The sequence below is a fragment of the Corynebacterium stationis genome (assembly GCF_001941345.1).
Classification (GTDB): domain Bacteria; phylum Actinomycetota; class Actinomycetes; order Mycobacteriales; family Mycobacteriaceae; genus Corynebacterium; species Corynebacterium stationis.
Map to the genome: position 1 here is coordinate 1,575,668 of NZ_CP009251.1, position 14,455 is coordinate 1,590,122.

16 protein-coding genes and 1 tRNA gene are annotated in these 14,455 nt (G+C 53.6%); 6 read left to right on the forward strand and 11 right to left on the reverse strand.

Features of this window, described 5'->3' with window-relative positions; genetic code table 11:
* Positions 1-34: 34 nt before the first annotated feature.
* Positions 35-1,483 carry a 3-isopropylmalate dehydratase large subunit gene (gene leuC / locus CSTAT_RS07335; RefSeq protein WP_075722964.1) on the reverse strand — a complete coding sequence of 483 codons (1,449 nt, stop codon included), beginning with the start codon at positions 1,481-1,483 and terminating at the stop codon, positions 35-37.
* Between the two features lie 49 nt (positions 1,484-1,532).
* Here leuC and CSTAT_RS07340 point away from each other — a divergent pair, with 49 nt between their 5' ends.
* Positions 1,533-2,216 (forward strand): IclR family transcriptional regulator, encoded by a 684-nt coding sequence (locus CSTAT_RS07340; RefSeq protein ID WP_066840643.1) that lies wholly within the window; start codon positions 1,533-1,535, stop codon positions 2,214-2,216.
* Positions 2,217-2,367: 151 nt separating this feature from the next.
* On the opposite strand, the gene CSTAT_RS07345 is transcribed toward CSTAT_RS07340, so the two are convergent.
* Entirely contained in the window at positions 2,368-2,946 is a 579-nt protein-coding gene (locus CSTAT_RS07345) for an HD domain-containing protein (protein WP_083640747.1), read from the reverse strand.
* Between the two features lie 135 nt (positions 2,947-3,081).
* On the opposite strand from CSTAT_RS07345, the gene CSTAT_RS13305 reads away from it, so the two are divergent.
* Together CSTAT_RS13305 and CSTAT_RS07355 are read left to right on the forward strand one after the other, a co-directional pair.
* Complete coding sequence (locus CSTAT_RS13305) at positions 3,082-3,714, forward strand: hypothetical protein (RefSeq protein ID WP_083640750.1); 633 nt, start codon at positions 3,082-3,084, stop codon at positions 3,712-3,714.
* 100 nt (positions 3,715-3,814) lie between these two features.
* On the forward strand, positions 3,815-4,288 hold the full coding sequence (locus CSTAT_RS07355; protein WP_075722965.1) for a hypothetical protein: 474 nt from the start codon (positions 3,815-3,817) through the stop codon (positions 4,286-4,288).
* A gap of 6 nt (positions 4,289-4,294) precedes the next feature.
* Here CSTAT_RS07355 and CSTAT_RS07360 read toward each other — a convergent pair whose 3' ends face one another.
* Together CSTAT_RS07360 and CSTAT_RS07365 are read right to left on the reverse strand one after the other, a co-directional pair.
* Positions 4,295-5,458, reverse strand: a complete 1,164-nt coding sequence (locus CSTAT_RS07360) for a winged helix DNA-binding domain-containing protein (protein ID WP_075722966.1) — start codon at positions 5,456-5,458, stop codon at positions 4,295-4,297.
* Between the two features lie 26 nt (positions 5,459-5,484).
* Positions 5,485-5,868, reverse strand: coding sequence for a cupin domain-containing protein (locus CSTAT_RS07365; RefSeq protein WP_075722967.1), 384 nt, complete (start codon positions 5,866-5,868; stop codon positions 5,485-5,487).
* Between the two features lie 245 nt (positions 5,869-6,113).
* Here CSTAT_RS07365 and CSTAT_RS07370 point away from each other — a divergent pair, with 245 nt between their 5' ends.
* Positions 6,114-7,007 (forward strand): cation diffusion facilitator family transporter, encoded by an 894-nt coding sequence (locus CSTAT_RS07370; RefSeq protein ID WP_075722968.1) that lies wholly within the window; start codon positions 6,114-6,116, stop codon positions 7,005-7,007.
* Between the two features lie 16 nt (positions 7,008-7,023).
* Here the strand turns inward: CSTAT_RS07370 and CSTAT_RS07375 are convergent, their stop codons facing one another.
* The 3 genes from CSTAT_RS07375 to istA all read right to left on the reverse strand — a co-directional run bounded on the left by CSTAT_RS07375 (position 7,024) and on the right by istA (position 10,191).
* Positions 7,024-7,269 carry an META domain-containing protein gene (locus tag CSTAT_RS07375; protein WP_244892933.1) on the reverse strand — a complete coding sequence of 82 codons (246 nt, stop codon included), beginning with the start codon at positions 7,267-7,269 and terminating at the stop codon, positions 7,024-7,026.
* A gap of 544 nt (positions 7,270-7,813) precedes the next feature.
* Complete coding sequence (locus tag CSTAT_RS07380) at positions 7,814-8,578, reverse strand: ATP-binding protein (RefSeq protein WP_075722545.1); 765 nt, start codon at positions 8,576-8,578, stop codon at positions 7,814-7,816.
* Positions 8,579-8,583: 5 nt separating this feature from the next.
* A complete protein-coding gene (istA, locus tag CSTAT_RS07385) occupies positions 8,584-10,191 on the reverse strand; it encodes an IS21 family transposase (RefSeq protein ID WP_075722970.1) in 1,608 nt (535 codons plus the stop codon).
* 230 nt (positions 10,192-10,421) lie between these two features.
* Between istA and CSTAT_RS07390 the strand changes: the two genes are divergently transcribed.
* Together CSTAT_RS07390 and CSTAT_RS07395 are read left to right on the forward strand one after the other, a co-directional pair.
* On the forward strand, positions 10,422-11,000 hold the full coding sequence (locus CSTAT_RS07390) for a TetR/AcrR family transcriptional regulator (protein ID WP_156845102.1): 579 nt from the start codon (positions 10,422-10,424) through the stop codon (positions 10,998-11,000).
* An 85-nt stretch (positions 11,001-11,085) separates the two neighbouring features.
* Positions 11,086-11,538: a GNAT family N-acetyltransferase gene (locus tag CSTAT_RS07395; RefSeq protein WP_075722972.1), complete on the forward strand. Its 453-nt coding sequence runs from the start codon at positions 11,086-11,088 to the stop codon at positions 11,536-11,538.
* 11 nt (positions 11,539-11,549) lie between these two features.
* On the opposite strand, the gene CSTAT_RS07400 is transcribed toward CSTAT_RS07395, so the two are convergent.
* The 4 genes from CSTAT_RS07400 to CSTAT_RS07415 form a co-directional block, all read right to left on the reverse strand.
* On the reverse strand, positions 11,550-12,011 hold the full coding sequence (locus tag CSTAT_RS07400) for a hypothetical protein (RefSeq protein WP_075722973.1): 462 nt from the start codon (positions 12,009-12,011) through the stop codon (positions 11,550-11,552).
* Between the two features lie 4 nt (positions 12,012-12,015).
* Positions 12,016-12,330 carry a hypothetical protein gene (locus CSTAT_RS07405; protein ID WP_066794460.1) on the reverse strand — a complete coding sequence of 105 codons (315 nt, stop codon included), beginning with the start codon at positions 12,328-12,330 and terminating at the stop codon, positions 12,016-12,018.
* 569 nt (positions 12,331-12,899) lie between these two features.
* Positions 12,900-12,972 (reverse strand) — tRNA-Glu (locus CSTAT_RS07410).
* A 647-nt stretch (positions 12,973-13,619) separates the two neighbouring features.
* Positions 13,620-14,399: a thioesterase family protein gene (locus CSTAT_RS07415; RefSeq protein WP_075722974.1), complete on the reverse strand. Its 780-nt coding sequence runs from the start codon at positions 14,397-14,399 to the stop codon at positions 13,620-13,622.
* Between the last annotated feature and the right edge of the window lie 56 nt (positions 14,400-14,455).

Genomic DNA, 14,455 nt, shown 5'->3' on the forward strand with positions numbered 1-14,455 from the left:
GCCTGATTCGTGGCTTGATTCGTAGCCGGGTGTCTTAAGAGGCCTGCGCTGCAGACTCGCGCGGATCCAAGTCAGCTGGCGAAGACAAGTGACCGGTAACAGCAGTAGCTGCGGCAACCAATGGGGAGACCAAGTGGGTACGTCCACCAGGGCCCTGACGGCCTTCGAAGTTACGGTTTGAGGTCGACGCGGAGCGCTCACCTGGCTTCAGCTGGTCTGGGTTCATGCCCAAGCACATCGAGCAGCCTGCGGTACGCCATTCCGCACCAAAGTCGGTGAAGATCTTATCCAGGCCTTCATTCTCGGCCTGCTTCTTTACAACCTCAGAGGATGGCACAACAATCATGCGGGTATCTGCGGCAATCGTGCGGCCTTCGACCACTTCTGCTGCTGCACGCAGGTCTTCGATACGCGCGTTGGTGCACGAGCCCAAGAAGACAGTATCGATGGAGATATCACGCAGCGGCATACCTGGGGTCAAGTCCATGTACTCCAGCGCCTTAGAGATAGCTGACTTCTCATTGTCATCGCCAGCATCTTCTGGATCTGGTACAACAGCACCCAATGGCAGACCTTGCCCAGGGTTGGTACCCCAGGTAACAAATGGGGTCAGCTCATCGGCATCAATTTCCACGACAGTGTCAAAGACTGCGCCTTCATCGGTAGGCAAAGTCTTCCAGTATTCAACTGCCTTGTCCCAGTCCTCACCCTTCGGTGCGAACTCGCGGCCTTCGACGTAGTCATAAGTAATCTGGTCTGGTGCGACCATGCCCGCGCGTGCGCCTGCCTCAATGGACATGTTGCAAATAGTCATGCGTGCTTCCATGGACATCTTGCGAATCGCTTCACCGCGGTATTCGATGATGTGGCCTTGGCCGCCGCCGGTGCCAATCTTGGCAATAATCGCCAAAATCAAGTCCTTGGCGGATACGCCTTCTTTTAATTCACCCTTGACTTCAATAGCCATGGTCTTAAAAGGCTTCAACGACAAGGTCTGGGTAGCCATGACGTGTTCTACCTCAGAGGTACCGATGCCCATCGCAATCGAGCCGAAGGCACCGTGGGTAGAGGTATGCGAGTCACCACACACAATGGTCATGCCGGGTTGGGTAATGCCCAGCTGAGGACCAACGGTGTGGACGATGCCCTGCTGTTCATCGCCCATGGAGTGCAGACGCACTCCGAATTCTTCACAGTTATCGCGCAGCGTAGATACCTGGGTACGGGAAGTCTTATCGATGATTTCCAGCAAGTTACCGGTTTTAATTCCCAAGGTGGGCACGTTGTGGTCCTCGGTCGCCAGATGCAGCTCGGGGTGGCGCATCTTTCGTCCGGCCAAGCGCAGACCGTCAAAAGCCTGTGGGCTGGTAACCTCGTGCAACAGCTGGAAATCGATATAAATCAGGTCTGGCGCACCGTTCTCACCTTTGGTAACAACGTGGTCGCGCCACACCTTTTCTGCCAGCGTCAATTTCTCGGACATTTCATCACTCCACTTGAAATCTCACTAATTGGGACGTATGTTTCAATATATGGGAGATTATAGCGCAGTTTCTGGCATTAAGGTACTCGATCGCGCAGTAGCGATTATGATGGCCGCCGCCAACAAACCATCAACGCTCAATGATTTGTGCGAGACCACCGGCTTGCCACGGGCAACCGCACACCGGCTGGCCACAGCTTTAGAAGCTCATCGGCTGGTTGCACGCACCCCCGAAGGCAAATGGACCATCGGATCCGCGCTTCCCGGCAACCGCAATGATTTGCTCACCAGCGCTAAGCCAATTATGCATCAGCTGATGGAAGATACCGGCGAATCCATTCAGTTATATCAGTGGACAGAAACCACCCGTACCTGCGTAGCCACCGCCGAGCCCAGCCAAGGTCTGCACAACGTTGTACCCGTAGGCAGCCAGCTACCACTTACTTCAGGTTCCGCAGCCCGCGTCATCGCCGCTTTCGCTGAGATCACCATCGACGGCGCAACCTTTAGCCAAGATGATGTCGATGCTGCCAAACGAGCAGGCTACTCCGAATCCGTCGAAGAGCGTGAAGCGGGCCTGGCCTCCGTCTCCGCCCCCATCATGGACGCCAATGGCCAACTCGCCGCCGTGTTATCCATCTCCGGCTCCGTCGACCGCTTCAAGCCTTCTCCTTATAAGAAATTCGGCACTCAACTCCTTGAAGCTGCCGGAAAGCTCAGCGCAAGTCTTTAAACCCCTGCGGATGCAAGGGATTGAATACGCGAGACCTATTTGTCTCCTCGATCGATGAAGCTACGCACCAGACATTGCACATATTGAGCAGCTTTTATGTAAATAGAGTTCCTCGCCACCACGCATTGTTCATAGAAAAAGCAAGTTTGTGCTAAGCGTCCCCAATTGCGTCAAAGTCCACTAACAGCGCGCGGTAGTCATCCAAAATCGGCAAATCGACAGAACCCAACCGACGCAAACGACGCTGCAGAGTTTCATACACTGCCCAATACCACCAACGCTGGGATTCCTTGCCAGAGTTAAACCGCGACCACAGCTGTTCGCCTATCTCCTCATAATCGCCCAGTATGGAAGTTAGGTTATGTACTTTGTCGCAGGCAGCAATAACCAGGGCTTCCCGCGGGGCATCGTCGAGCTTTTCCAGATAGGCTTCTGCCCGCTCACGCCACGATGACAGTCCTTTATCTTTGGTCACCCACTGCACGATTTCCACGACGTCTTCGCCGAATTCTTCTTCCATGGTGACAGCAGAATAGCGTTCTGAAGCATCTTCTAATACGTCGTGGAAAAGCGCGGCGATCTGGGTATCTTCATCCACGCCGGGTTGCTGGCTAACCAAGTGCATTACTGCAAACACATGGGAGATGTAAGGTATCTCAGTTCCTTTACGCAACTGTCCGCCATGCGCCCAGGCAGCGGCATTGATGGCACGGAGAAGTCGATCGCTCATAACAATTGAGTCTACCCTCGACAAATCCGCTGTGAGGCGCATTACAATGGATGCCCAGCCATAAGCGTCGGCGAATTATCACCCAGAAGAGACACCCCACCGCGCTCTCCACAGAGCAAGAGGAAGGACCTCATTATGAAACGCATACTTGCACTAGTTGCCGCATCAACTGCACTAGTCTTAGGCGCCTGCGGCGCACCCGCTGACGAAGAAGTCGCAGCAACGTCCACCGTAACTCAAGAAGTCACTGCTGATGAAACCACCACAGCACCTTCGAATACCGAAGGCACCGATGACAATGCCGGAGGCGAATCTGAAATAGCCGAAGACTCGGCTTCTAATAGCGCCGGAATCCCCGCCGAAGAAGACCAGAACTCGTCACCGGAACCTGAGCAGCCAGACCAAGCCGAACAAACCCCTGAAGATTTTCAGGCTCTAATGGCAGAAGAAATGCGCAACAACGGCAACTTTGGCGACACTTTCACCATCGATGGCCAGCCCACTGAACTGTGCATCCACGGTGACGGTTTCGGGCTCAATGTAGTGACCACCGGTGCTAATACCAGCTGCGATTTTGCATCGGAACTGCTCGAAGCCGCCACCACCGATTTGAATCCGACCGAACAAAGCATCCGCGACACGATGCCGCAGGCCTTTGAAGTAACAAGTCCAGTGACCAATCAGACCTACACGATGGATTGTTCGACCGATGCGCGCAATCTCATCACATGTACCGGTGGGGATAATGCCGTGGTCTACATGTACTAAATTCGCGGCGAAGCTAGTGCTTCAAGCTTTGCCAAAAAGCCGCCGCGCCGTTACCCAAAAGCAGTCAGTTTGCCAGCTTGATGGCATAACCTTAACAGGTATGAACACGCACATCGGAACACCCGCCAAAATTCTCTTCGCCGGCTTCATTGCCGCCGGGCTTAGCACCCCGGCTATCGCCGGCGCGGCAGAATCTACACCACGCACAAGTGATCCCGCGGCGACCAAAGCTTTGTATGGCCAGATTTATGACCAACTCAAAGACGGGGACATCACCAACGGCGATGCGCTAACTTTGGGAGAACGCGACGCTACCTTGTGCATGATGGGCAATGGTTATGGAGTCCATGGCCTGGCGGTGGGCCCCAACACCAGTTGTGAATTTGCCGGCGAAGTCTTCGCCGGGCTTATCCAAGGCTCCACGCCAGAAGATAATGCGCGAGACGCCACGCCCACCACGGTCGACGCACACAGCCCAGTTACCAGTCAGGACTATGACATGGACTGTGTCACCGGTCAAGACAACCTGATTACCTGTTCCGGTGGCGTGGGCGCTGCGGTCTACATGTTCTAACCAGCCTTAGGAATTGGCAAAGGGATAAGCGTTAAACCGCGCCTGCACCTGCTTGGCGCGGGTCGCGCTCAACGCCTTGAATTCCTCAACTTCAATCTTGCGTTTTGAGGCAGGCCCCTGACGTTTCCAAAAGCCCACCACTTCGCCGGATGCCACGACGGCTTGCCGGAAGACGCCATTGTTTCCCGGCACCAAAGCGGCATGGTGTTGCTCCGGAACAATGTACATGCGGTCTTGGTAGCCCAGAATGATTTCATCAAAGGCGGCTAGAAGCCGAAGTACATTTGCTTGCTTTTCGTGTTCAGCAATTCTATCCAGCGCATCTTCACGCACCCAAAGTTCCTCACCAGGTACCGAGTTACCCGTTGACCTTCCCGGCGCGCTGGTAGCTGCGCCCCAAGAGACGTAGTCGGTGTAAATATCGGCGAAGGCTTTACGAATCTTACCCAGAGGCAATTTTGACCACCAAGCGAAGTCGCGCAGAGTCGCAGGACCGTGGCTGTTGAGATACCGGCGGAGAAGCTCTGTGATCGCGGCATGCTCATCTCCGTTGAATACACCCTCTAGGTCTGTACCCGATGGGAGCCAGTCTTTGGCTAGCATCACGAGGTTTTCCACGCGGTTGGATTCTCCAGCAATTGGTCCGTACACCACGGTGCCGGCGTGCAGCATGGAGCGCACAAGGTGATACCCATTGCCAGGTGGCATGGGTATGCCTGCTTGTTGAAAGGCTTCGAAGAGTTCAGCACGGGTAGCGCCATGTTTGCCGGCTACCTCGTGAATAATCTGCGCGGCTTGGTCTACATGGGAGTTGTTTAAGCCTAAGCGCGGGCGGTTTTTCTCCATGGCTTTGAGTCGTTGTGCGCCGCAAAGTTGGGTTATCCAGGCAAGGTCAGCAGAGGAGGTAACAAAGACTGTGCCGCGCATGGGATATCCACGCACGATAAAACCTTGGTTAAACGCTTCACGTACCGCGTCCACCGCACCGACAGTGCCCATGCGATACGCCAGTGAAGAGATAGCTCCAGGAAAATCCTGGCCTTGGGTCGCAGCAAAGTAAGATGCGATCTCTTGCGCATGCTCGGGAGTGCCCGCAGGCGCTTTGCTTTCTAGGGGCACCGCAACACCTTGGGTGATGAGTCGGGCGCGAGCAAGTGGTTTATTAACCATGTGGCGAATTCTACCGAACGCTTGATCTAGTCGTGGGCTGGTGGACGTCCGATCTGCAGCCCGCGTTTACGCGTATGCACGCTGAAGTAACGCAAGCCCTTCTCCCCTGCCACAAAGCGGCGGACAGAAAGCTTTGGCAACCAGACCATGGAGCCATTTTCCAAGTTAATGGTCTCTTCTTCCGTCTCCAGCACGCCAGAACCATCCAGCACGACGATGACCACGTCTAGGTCGGGTCCTTCGTGCTTTCCGATTTCCTCGCCTGCCGGAATAGCAATCACATTGCAATCAAGCCCGCGCGTGTGCGGTTCTAGTTTCCAGATGGAGCCTGATGCATCCGCAGGAGCGGAGAGTACTTCCGCTACGTCACCAACAAGTTGTGGAAATTGCTTGTGCGTGGAGTCGTTCATCTTCCCCACCCTACGTTGCTTCTGTGTGCTACAGATTTAGCTCTTGATTTCACGGGCGCACCGAGTAGACATCCCCTTTCGAAGGGGAGTAGTTCACACCCATAATTTTTATGGCGATGAGTGGTCGACATACTGGCGTTAAGCCCGGCCACCAGCTCACCACTGGTTAGCGAACGAGACCTTCTGCCCGTATTCCTCGTGTCGGGCAGGAACTCTCCCGGCACCCGTTTGCATAAGGTCTCGCTGTGACAAGTCATGCAAAAGAGCAGAAGATCATCGAACGCTTCTTGCTCTTTTCCATCGCTGCCGCCATCTTAACCATCGCGCTCAAAAGCGCCGCGGCTTATCTCACCGGCTCCGTCGGCTTCCTATCCGATGCACTGGAATCAGTCGTCAATCTCGTCGCCGCCATCGTGGCATTAATCGCCATCCGCATCGCCGCTAAGCCTGCCGATGCCAACCACAATTTCGGCCACGGCAAATCCGAATACGTCTCAGCACTGGTAGAAGGCGCCATGATTTTCGTCGCCGCTGCGATGATTATCTACACCGCCATCGGCCGGCTGCTAGATCCCACGCCCTTGGAGCAAGTCGGTATCGGCCTGTTTCTCTCCATCGCCGCAACGCTCATTAACCTCGGCGTCGGCCTGGCTTTGCTCAAGGCCGGCAAGCAGTACCGCTCGGCAGCACTTAATGCCGATGGGCACCATTTGCTTACCGATGTTTGGACTACCGTCGGTGTCGTCGCCGGCATCGCCGCGGTTGCGTTTACCGGCTGGTTCTGGCTCGACCCTGTTATTGCTCTGCTGGTTGGCGTCAACATCTTGTGGACTGGTTACAAACTCCTGCAACAATCATTGAGCAACCTCATTAGTGAGGCGCTCCCACCCGAAGACGTCGAAGTTGTCAAAGCCGTCATCGCCGACTTTGAAGCAGAATACGGCGTGGCTATTGAAGACCTTAAGACCGTGGCTTCTGGCCGCCAGCGTTTCGTTTACATGATCATGACCGTGCCCGGTGAGTGGACCGTGGAATACGCGCATGAGCTTGCCGATGCCCTCGAAGCCGCCATCGATAAGGCCCTCCCCAGCTCCCGATCAATGATTCACACCGAGCCACGCACACTCGCCACCGCTTAAAAGTAGCTAAACCGGCTTAGCCACCCGCAGTGTAATCCTTTGGCAATGTCCCTATCTCTTTCCCCTCGCTGTCGGCTATGTGCAGGACATCCCCTTGCACATACGCGGTAACTACCCCACGCAGCCAAGTGTCCACACTTTCGCAGTACATCATCGTCGATGCCATCTGACTGAAAGTGATTACACCGTCTTCCACAGTCCACTGACCCATGAGCCGGTTGCAGCCATCGCTTCCTGAGACCGCTCCAGCATCAGCGAACACCAGGTGCGGCTGGTGAGGTTCAGAGCTTCCCCATATGCCTTTATAAAACTCATTACTGTTCAAGACTTCACACTAGTGGGAAGAAGGAAGAGAGGAAGCCTCTTCACCGTTGCGAAGAGGCTTCCTCTAAATATGGGTAGACGACCCGCACACACTGTCCAAGTCTCGGGGGGGATACTTGAATGGGGCAGGCCGCCTACTGGAGACAACTCTAGCACACTCTTTCACGTGCGCAACACATTTACAAAACAATGTTTTCGAAACACTTCAAAACCCACCAAAACAGCAGACAGACGGGTTGCATTTAGATAGAAAAAGATTTGGTTCAAGGGTGCTTTACTAAGGAAAGGTTCTTTTCCCCGCCGCCAGCCAAAAAGAGGCCAGCCCATACTCGATCACACCCCTACCCCTTCCTGCTGACTCCGATGTTTTGGTACCGGTGTTCCGGGGAGCTGGTACTTAGAGTTTCCGGGTTGTTGGTACTGGGGTTGGCCCCTGGTGGCAGCTTGTTTGGTCGGTGGGCTGCTACCAGGGGTCAGTGTTGTTAGTCGGTGGTGTGGTGGGTGTAGGCCAGGTGTTGGCGCATGTCGTAGTCGCCGAGGTTGATGCGTTGGCCGGTGTTAAGTCGGCTGACTAGGGAGTCGGCGCCGACTCTATCGGGGAGGGCTTCAAGCCAGTAGGCGGCGGAGGTTTGCGAGGCGACAATGGTTGGTAGTCTGCCGTCGCGGTCGAATATGATTTTGGTGAGGTCTTCTTGTCCACGTTGGTCGATTCCTATGGTCAGGAAGTCATCCAGGATGAGAACGTCTATGTTTTGCAGCCGTCGCATAAGGTCTGCATAACGCTTATCTGCTGGCAGGAAGACCGTTAAAGCATCCACAAGTTGATCAAGTCGGTAGTAGGCTACCGAGTAGCCTGCTTGGCAGGCGGCAATGCCTAAAGCGCAGGCGATATAGGTTTTACCGGTACCGGTCGGTGCTAGCACGTGGACGTTGGTGGGGTTTTCACGCCAGTTTGTCGCGGACAAGCGTTTGAGCTGGCGCAGGTTGATACCACGATCTTGTGGGTTAATCACCTCGGCCAACGTGGCATCGGGGTAGCGGAATTTGGCTTGGGTGATGGCTTTGGCGATATTGCGTTGCCGGCGTTGTTCGGCGGCTTGGGCCACTGCTTTGAGAAAGATCTCTTCCGGCAGCGCATTGGTCATTTCTTCATCCGCTGCGAGTTCAAAGTAGACATCAGCAAATGTGGATAGCCGCAGCTGGCGTAATTGTGCCCGGGTGGTTTCATCAATACTTAACAATGACATGATGGCTATACCTCCTTGACCTGGTCATAGTGACTTGCCGGGCGAATGAAGACAGCGCCTGCGACTTTGTCGATATCAACAGGTTTGCGTGCCCTATCACCTGAAACGACTGTCGGTGGTGCGCACTGTTGTTGATGATTGCGTGCGATATCGGTTTGGATACGGGCAATGACCTGCATATTCGGTGCTAGATTATGCTCAAGTATTTTCTGGCAGGCAGGCTCCAAGCTGGTCTTGTTGTGCTTGTTGCCAAGTTTGACCAGTATGTTGCGTGCGGTGTGTAGCCCGCGGGGAATGGCTTTTTCATTGCGCTTGAGGATTAGTGTGATGACCTTGGTAGTTGCCGGCCCGAACGAGGATGCGCGTTTGAGCAGTTCATCACGGGTGAGAACTTCGACTCCGTGGGTATCACCATCAGGATTATGCGCCGGGTCGGTGCTGTATCGGTAGCGAAATCCCTGTAGCCTGCTGTGTTCTGCTACCAGTGTGTCCCCGTCGAAGATGCTGACGAGGTCTTTGGTCAAACGGGCTCGAAGTCGTTTCCCGATGAGACGAAACGGTACCGAATAGTATTGGTGGTCGCAGGTGATGTGCCAGTTGCGATCGACTTTGACATCACGCCAGGACACTTCGGTAAAAGCTACCGCGGGTAGATCCCGCATCAAGGGTGCTTCATCCGCGTCAAATAGCTCGCGTCGGCTCATCCCATCAGTGCGTACGAGGTTGTCGTTGATATCGTCAACGCGGATGATGATGGCTTCGTTGAGCTCATCCAGGCTGTAGAAGATTTGACCATCAAAATAGCCCAGGATACGGCTATAGGCTGTTTGCACGGCGCGTTCTACTGCGGCTTTATCCTTCGGTTTGCTTGGTCGTGCTGGCACGATAAGCAGGTCGTAGAACGTAGCGAAATCAGCGTAACGGTCATGGATACGACGAGCTGGTTGTGCTTTGAACGGCCGATACGTTGCGGTAGATGCATTATCAGGGACGATGATCCCTGGTACTTTCCCGAGATAGTTCAACGCTTGGACGTGACAGTCAATCCAGGCTGGCATTTTCTCATTTGCGGCAGCCAGGGCAAACAATAACCCAGAATATGGACACACTGCGACAAACAACGAGGCCTTCATCCCAACCAGTCCGGTGGCCTGGTCGATGACCGGGATCTTATCGCCGGCCCAATCAACATAGAGTTCCTGGCCCGGCTCATGTTCAATCACGCTGTCAAGCCCCGAGGCTTGCACATAGTCGCGCAGATGCCCGCAGAACTGCGAGTACTGATACTTTGCTTCGTCCGGACCGGCATCAATGGCAAGATAATCCATCCATAGCTTATGCCGGGTCAGATGCTTATTTGCTGCCAAACGCTTCGCCAAGGCTTGGAAGTCTGGCTGGTGATAATGCTTCTTACGCACAGTACGGTTATCGCCGAAGTGATGCTCGAAAAACTCGGGCGCAAGCTGGGGAAACGATTCTTTGGTGACCGACTCTGATGCAATCACAGCCTTGGTCTTTGCGATATCACGACGTGAGCATCCCAGGGCAGAAGCTATTGCAGAATAGCTCACCCCGTCTAAACACATCGCCATGATTTCTTTGAAGTTAGCCATTACAGGCCCCTTTTTTGACTCATGAAAGGTGACGCGATGACACAAGACGTGGCACCGCCACCTAAAACAATGACCCAAACCCCCAAGCAGTACCACTTATACGGAACACGGGTACCAACTACGCGGAATACCCGTACCAACTACCCCGAAACGGCACTTCCCCGTTGACAACACCAATAGACAAACCTAACCTTTCCGTAACAGTTGTTACGAGAGGATATTCTTTGTCTGTGGACACAACCGAAGCCACCAATCTGCGCCTTTCCCAAGCGGTGTGGGAAACAGTTGCCAATGATGGAATTGAAGCGACGACAGTTCGACGTGTGGCTGATCGAGCTGAGTGCACCACTGGGCTTCTCATGCACCATTTCAAGACCCGAACCGCAATGCTTACTCATGCCCGGGAAGTGCTTTACATGCGCACGGGTGCGCGTGCCGATAAAGCGGAGAAGCTCGCCCTCAATCCGCGAGACACCTTGTACGAGGTTCTTTCCGGCTCGCTTACCTTGGATACCGAAAGGCAGCAGGAAGCACGTGTCTGGATGGGGTTTGCGGCTGCTGCCCTACCGGACAGCGAGATTCGTCAGCTCCATGTTTCCGGCAACCGCAACTGGCTCCAGCGCATCACGCGTCTTGTTACTGAGTTCAAGCCATCGGTCTCAGAGTCCGAGGCGCAAGCCTGCGCGGTAAAGCTCATCGCCCTGACAGAGGGGCTTGCCACGCTGTCCTCGCTGGATCCGGAAATGTACAGCGCGGATACCCAGCGTTTGCTTCTCAACCAGGAGATCGATTCGCTTGCCGATGCCTAGACACCGCAATTAGCCCAAGCCACCATCTCAAAACAACTGCCGTTACCAATTCCGCAATCATCACCAAATTCTTAGGGAGCAAGCCATGACGCACAAATTCTTTAACGAAAACATCTCCACCATGGATCCACGCATCTTGTACAAGATTCTGCAGATCCGCACCGACGTATTCGTGGTCGAGCAGAACTGCCCCTATCCAGAACTTGACGGTCGCGACTTAGAGCCAGACAGTGAGCAACTGTGGGTCACCGTCGACGATGAAGTTGCTGGCACCATCCGTATCTTGCGCGATGCAGATGCCCTCCGAATCGGTCGTGTCGTCGTCGCGGCTAAGCATCGCGGCACAGGTGCCGCACGCGAACTCTTTGCCTACGCCTTGGAACGCTGTGCACAAATCGCCCCTGAGCTAAAGCTTGTCTTGGATGCCCAGGCACCGCTGCAAGGATGGTACGGATCGTTTGGTTTTACTGCGGTTAGCGAAGTCTTCTACGAGGACGGCATTCCTCACGTAACCATGGAGCTAACAAACAACGCCTAGGACCCGGGTTTTTATTGCGCCATCTGCGTTAGCATTTCGTGACGGAAACTTTCCGCTTGAGAAATCGCTTCGAGGCGCTGCTCGGTTGCAGGCGCTTGTTCAACCAGCACGATCATTGCTTCAATTTGACGGCTTCGGTTTTCTGCCAGGGCTGGGTTTAAACGCAATTGCTCTTCCAATTGCGTACCAATGCCTTTTGTCGTGACAGCTTCAGCCCAACGGTACTGCAAGCGTCGAAGGTCCTGAGCACAATCCAGGGCCATTAGCTCCACGACTTCTGCGGTGCGAGCACTTTCCTTTTTGCGCGCTACTTCGGCCCATGCATGGACTATGCCGAAGATTGCCATCAGGACAGATCCCAAAACAATTAATCCACCAAAGAGCCAAAATGCAATTGCTGCTGCCCACACCACCACAGCGATAACAAAAACAATAACGACGACTGCAGCGCAGCCTGATCCACCCTTACCCATTGTTTTAGCCCTCCGCCATCGAAGAAATCCAGTCACCGGCCAAGACCATGATGAAAATACCGAGTGATACGCCTAGGACGCCAAGAACGATAGCTCCCAGAGTCATGGCGATAGCAACGCCGACACCATGACCTTGACTGTTTTGAAACGACGTCGCGGCGTCAGTGAGTTTGTCTTGGAAGACTTTAAGCTCCACTTCCCCATTCACTGCGGAACGCTGGGCGCGCAGCCACTGCGCATCAACGAGACGGAACTTCTTTTCAGAATCACTATCTGATTCTTGCACCTGTGGTGCCTCTGCTTCTTTTTCAATTGTCATGAGCCTGACGTTAGCTCAGGCGTCGGACATAGGACGTACTAGATCGAACATATATACGCTCGTACACTGGATTTCTTTCCCTGACCTAACGAAGGTCTTTCCCCAAACGGGGTAGATGGCCCGCGCACACTGTCCAAGCCTCGGGGGAAGCTCGAATGGGGCAGGCCATCTACAATGCCTACCGTAACAGAGAATTAGTAAACGCGCGCGACTTAACAAACTATTAATTAAATATCGGCCAATGTTGCAATAATTGCAGGTAGAGCCGCTGAAGGTTTTTAATAAAACCCGAATCAAATTGAATAGTTAACTAGTAGGTGCTGTTATCCGCAACAAGAATCTGCAGATCACAACAGTAAATATGAAAGGCTAAAGCTGCCGACGGACCGATTCTGAAATTTATATACCCTTTCAGTTGGCCCAGTTCGGAGATTATGTTTGCACTCCACTCCCCTGCGCCAGGATATATAGAAAATTCGGAAACCAATCTGTATGCCATTCCGGCGAATCCTCAACACGCAAGCAATGAGAAGAGGAAGCCAGTTGAAATACTGACTGCCTCTAATTTGTACCCCGTACGGGATTTGAACCCGTGTTACCGCCGTGAGAGGGCGGCGTCCTAGGCCGCTAGACGAACGGGGCCTGTACCTTTCGGACTTGATAAGAGTAAACTACCGATAGCTTTTAAGACAAATTGCCTGGCTATCGGTAGTTTATATGCGTTTATTCATTGAAAATCCCGAATCATGTGGGTCAACTTGCGGTGTACTACTCTTGCGGTCGAGGTGCGGATCGATTCAGTGGTTATTCCGCTGCTTATCTGTGGATAATGATTGACCGGTTAGAACTGTGCTTGTTGAGGATGATTCGGGATGACGCTATTCGCGTTGTGCATCCTTAGTAGCTCCTCTACTTCGACAATTGTTGGTGGCTAGAAGTTCTGGATTATGGCTATGCCGCTTCTATTTTTTAAGGATGCTCACCGTAGTTGCGTCGAGAAATATGACGCGTATTTTCTTTCATCTAATCTCCTTTGCTGTCGGTAACTTCTTATATCTGCAGCTTAACCCGCGGCATTTTTCGGTGGAAGAGGTTTGCTGAAAATCCTTGTGGTCTTAACCCTGGTCACATAAGTGACGCCGGTCTCAACTGGGCTAGGAGTCCACCGGTAAGGGGTAGGACAATACCAGTTCGTAGATTTCCCTCGAAAACTATCGTTGTTCTGCACAAACGCTGGCAAGTTTACAGCGTTGTGCATAGTATCGCCAGTTGAAAGTTATATGCGTCGACTACGTACGTGGGCGGACAGTGAGGATCTGCGAGCAGGTTCCGACGGGGCCGTTCCCATTGTGAATCACGGAATGGGTCTCGCCGATGCCATTGGCTCCGAAGCTCACACTGACATCGGCGCCCAGCCACTTGCCTTCAGGCATCCGGAACAGGTGCGCGGTGAGGTCAAGATTAGGATAGATAACTTCGCTGGGATCTTTGCGCACAACGATGCCATTGGTCATGTCCATTAGCCCCATAAACGCGGCCAGGTTAGAAGCTGGTTCGGATTCGATAAGTTCGGTGTCGGTTTGCCACCACGCAAACCCGCGGCCTAGCTCCCCTGGTTTGCGGTATCCCTTGATAGATTCCACGAATCCACCACCCCAGTTCGTTCCCAGGCCAGGAAGAGACTTCTCTGTAGTGGGACCAGGTATCAACGGGAAAGCGGTTCCGGCACTTGAGGAGGTATCGGTTTGCGCCATAAACCAAGTACGCATACGCACGGCAGGACGCCCGTTTTGTATGCATACGGCTTCAACTAGTTCGATGGTACGTCCGAGTCGAATGACTTCTACTTCGACATCGAAAGGCTCGTAGCCTAGTACCCCAAGAATCTCCACGGACATGCGCCCTGGAACAAGCGCAGCGTCTTCGTCGCGCTGTTTATGGTCAAGTTCCGTTAGGTGCGTTAAAAGGCCAATCATCGGCGCAATGTGCTGTTCTTCAGGATTCCACGCACCTCCAGTTTCCGGTGTTGCTAGAAAGGTGTTCGCGCCTTGACGAATAAAATAGGCCATGAAGATTCTCCTTTAATCACCAGCCCCCGGCTGGTTGCTCGCAACTTTTGCAGACC

Excerpts from the sequence above, each read along its gene's own strand:
- leuC (WP_075722964.1), bottom strand. The coding sequence starts at position 1,483 with ATGTCCGAGAAATTGACGCTGGCAGAAAAGGTGTGGCGCGACCACGTT.
- CSTAT_RS07340 (WP_066840643.1), top strand. The coding sequence starts at position 1,533 with ATGGGAGATTATAGCGCAGTTTCTGGCATTAAGGTACTCGATCGCGCA.
- CSTAT_RS07345 (WP_083640747.1), bottom strand. The coding sequence starts at position 2,946 with ATGAGCGATCGACTTCTCCGTGCCATCAATGCCGCTGCCTGGGCGCAT.
- CSTAT_RS13305 (WP_083640750.1), top strand. The coding sequence starts at position 3,082 with ATGAAACGCATACTTGCACTAGTTGCCGCATCAACTGCACTAGTCTTA.
- CSTAT_RS07355 (WP_075722965.1), top strand. The coding sequence starts at position 3,815 with ATGAACACGCACATCGGAACACCCGCCAAAATTCTCTTCGCCGGCTTC.
- CSTAT_RS07360 (WP_075722966.1), bottom strand. The coding sequence starts at position 5,458 with ATGGTTAATAAACCACTTGCTCGCGCCCGACTCATCACCCAAGGTGTT.
- CSTAT_RS07365 (WP_075722967.1), bottom strand. The coding sequence starts at position 5,868 with ATGAACGACTCCACGCACAAGCAATTTCCACAACTTGTTGGTGACGTA.
- CSTAT_RS07380 (WP_075722545.1), bottom strand. The coding sequence starts at position 8,578 with ATGTCATTGTTAAGTATTGATGAAACCACCCGGGCACAATTACGCCAG.
- istA (WP_075722970.1), bottom strand. The coding sequence starts at position 10,191 with ATGGCTAACTTCAAAGAAATCATGGCGATGTGTTTAGACGGGGTGAGC.
- CSTAT_RS07395 (WP_075722972.1), top strand. The coding sequence starts at position 11,086 with ATGACGCACAAATTCTTTAACGAAAACATCTCCACCATGGATCCACGC.
- CSTAT_RS07400 (WP_075722973.1), bottom strand. The coding sequence starts at position 12,011 with ATGGGTAAGGGTGGATCAGGCTGCGCTGCAGTCGTCGTTATTGTTTTT.
- CSTAT_RS07405 (WP_066794460.1), bottom strand. The coding sequence starts at position 12,330 with ATGACAATTGAAAAAGAAGCAGAGGCACCACAGGTGCAAGAATCAGAT.
- CSTAT_RS07415 (WP_075722974.1), bottom strand. The coding sequence starts at position 14,399 with ATGGCCTATTTTATTCGTCAAGGCGCGAACACCTTTCTAGCAACACCG.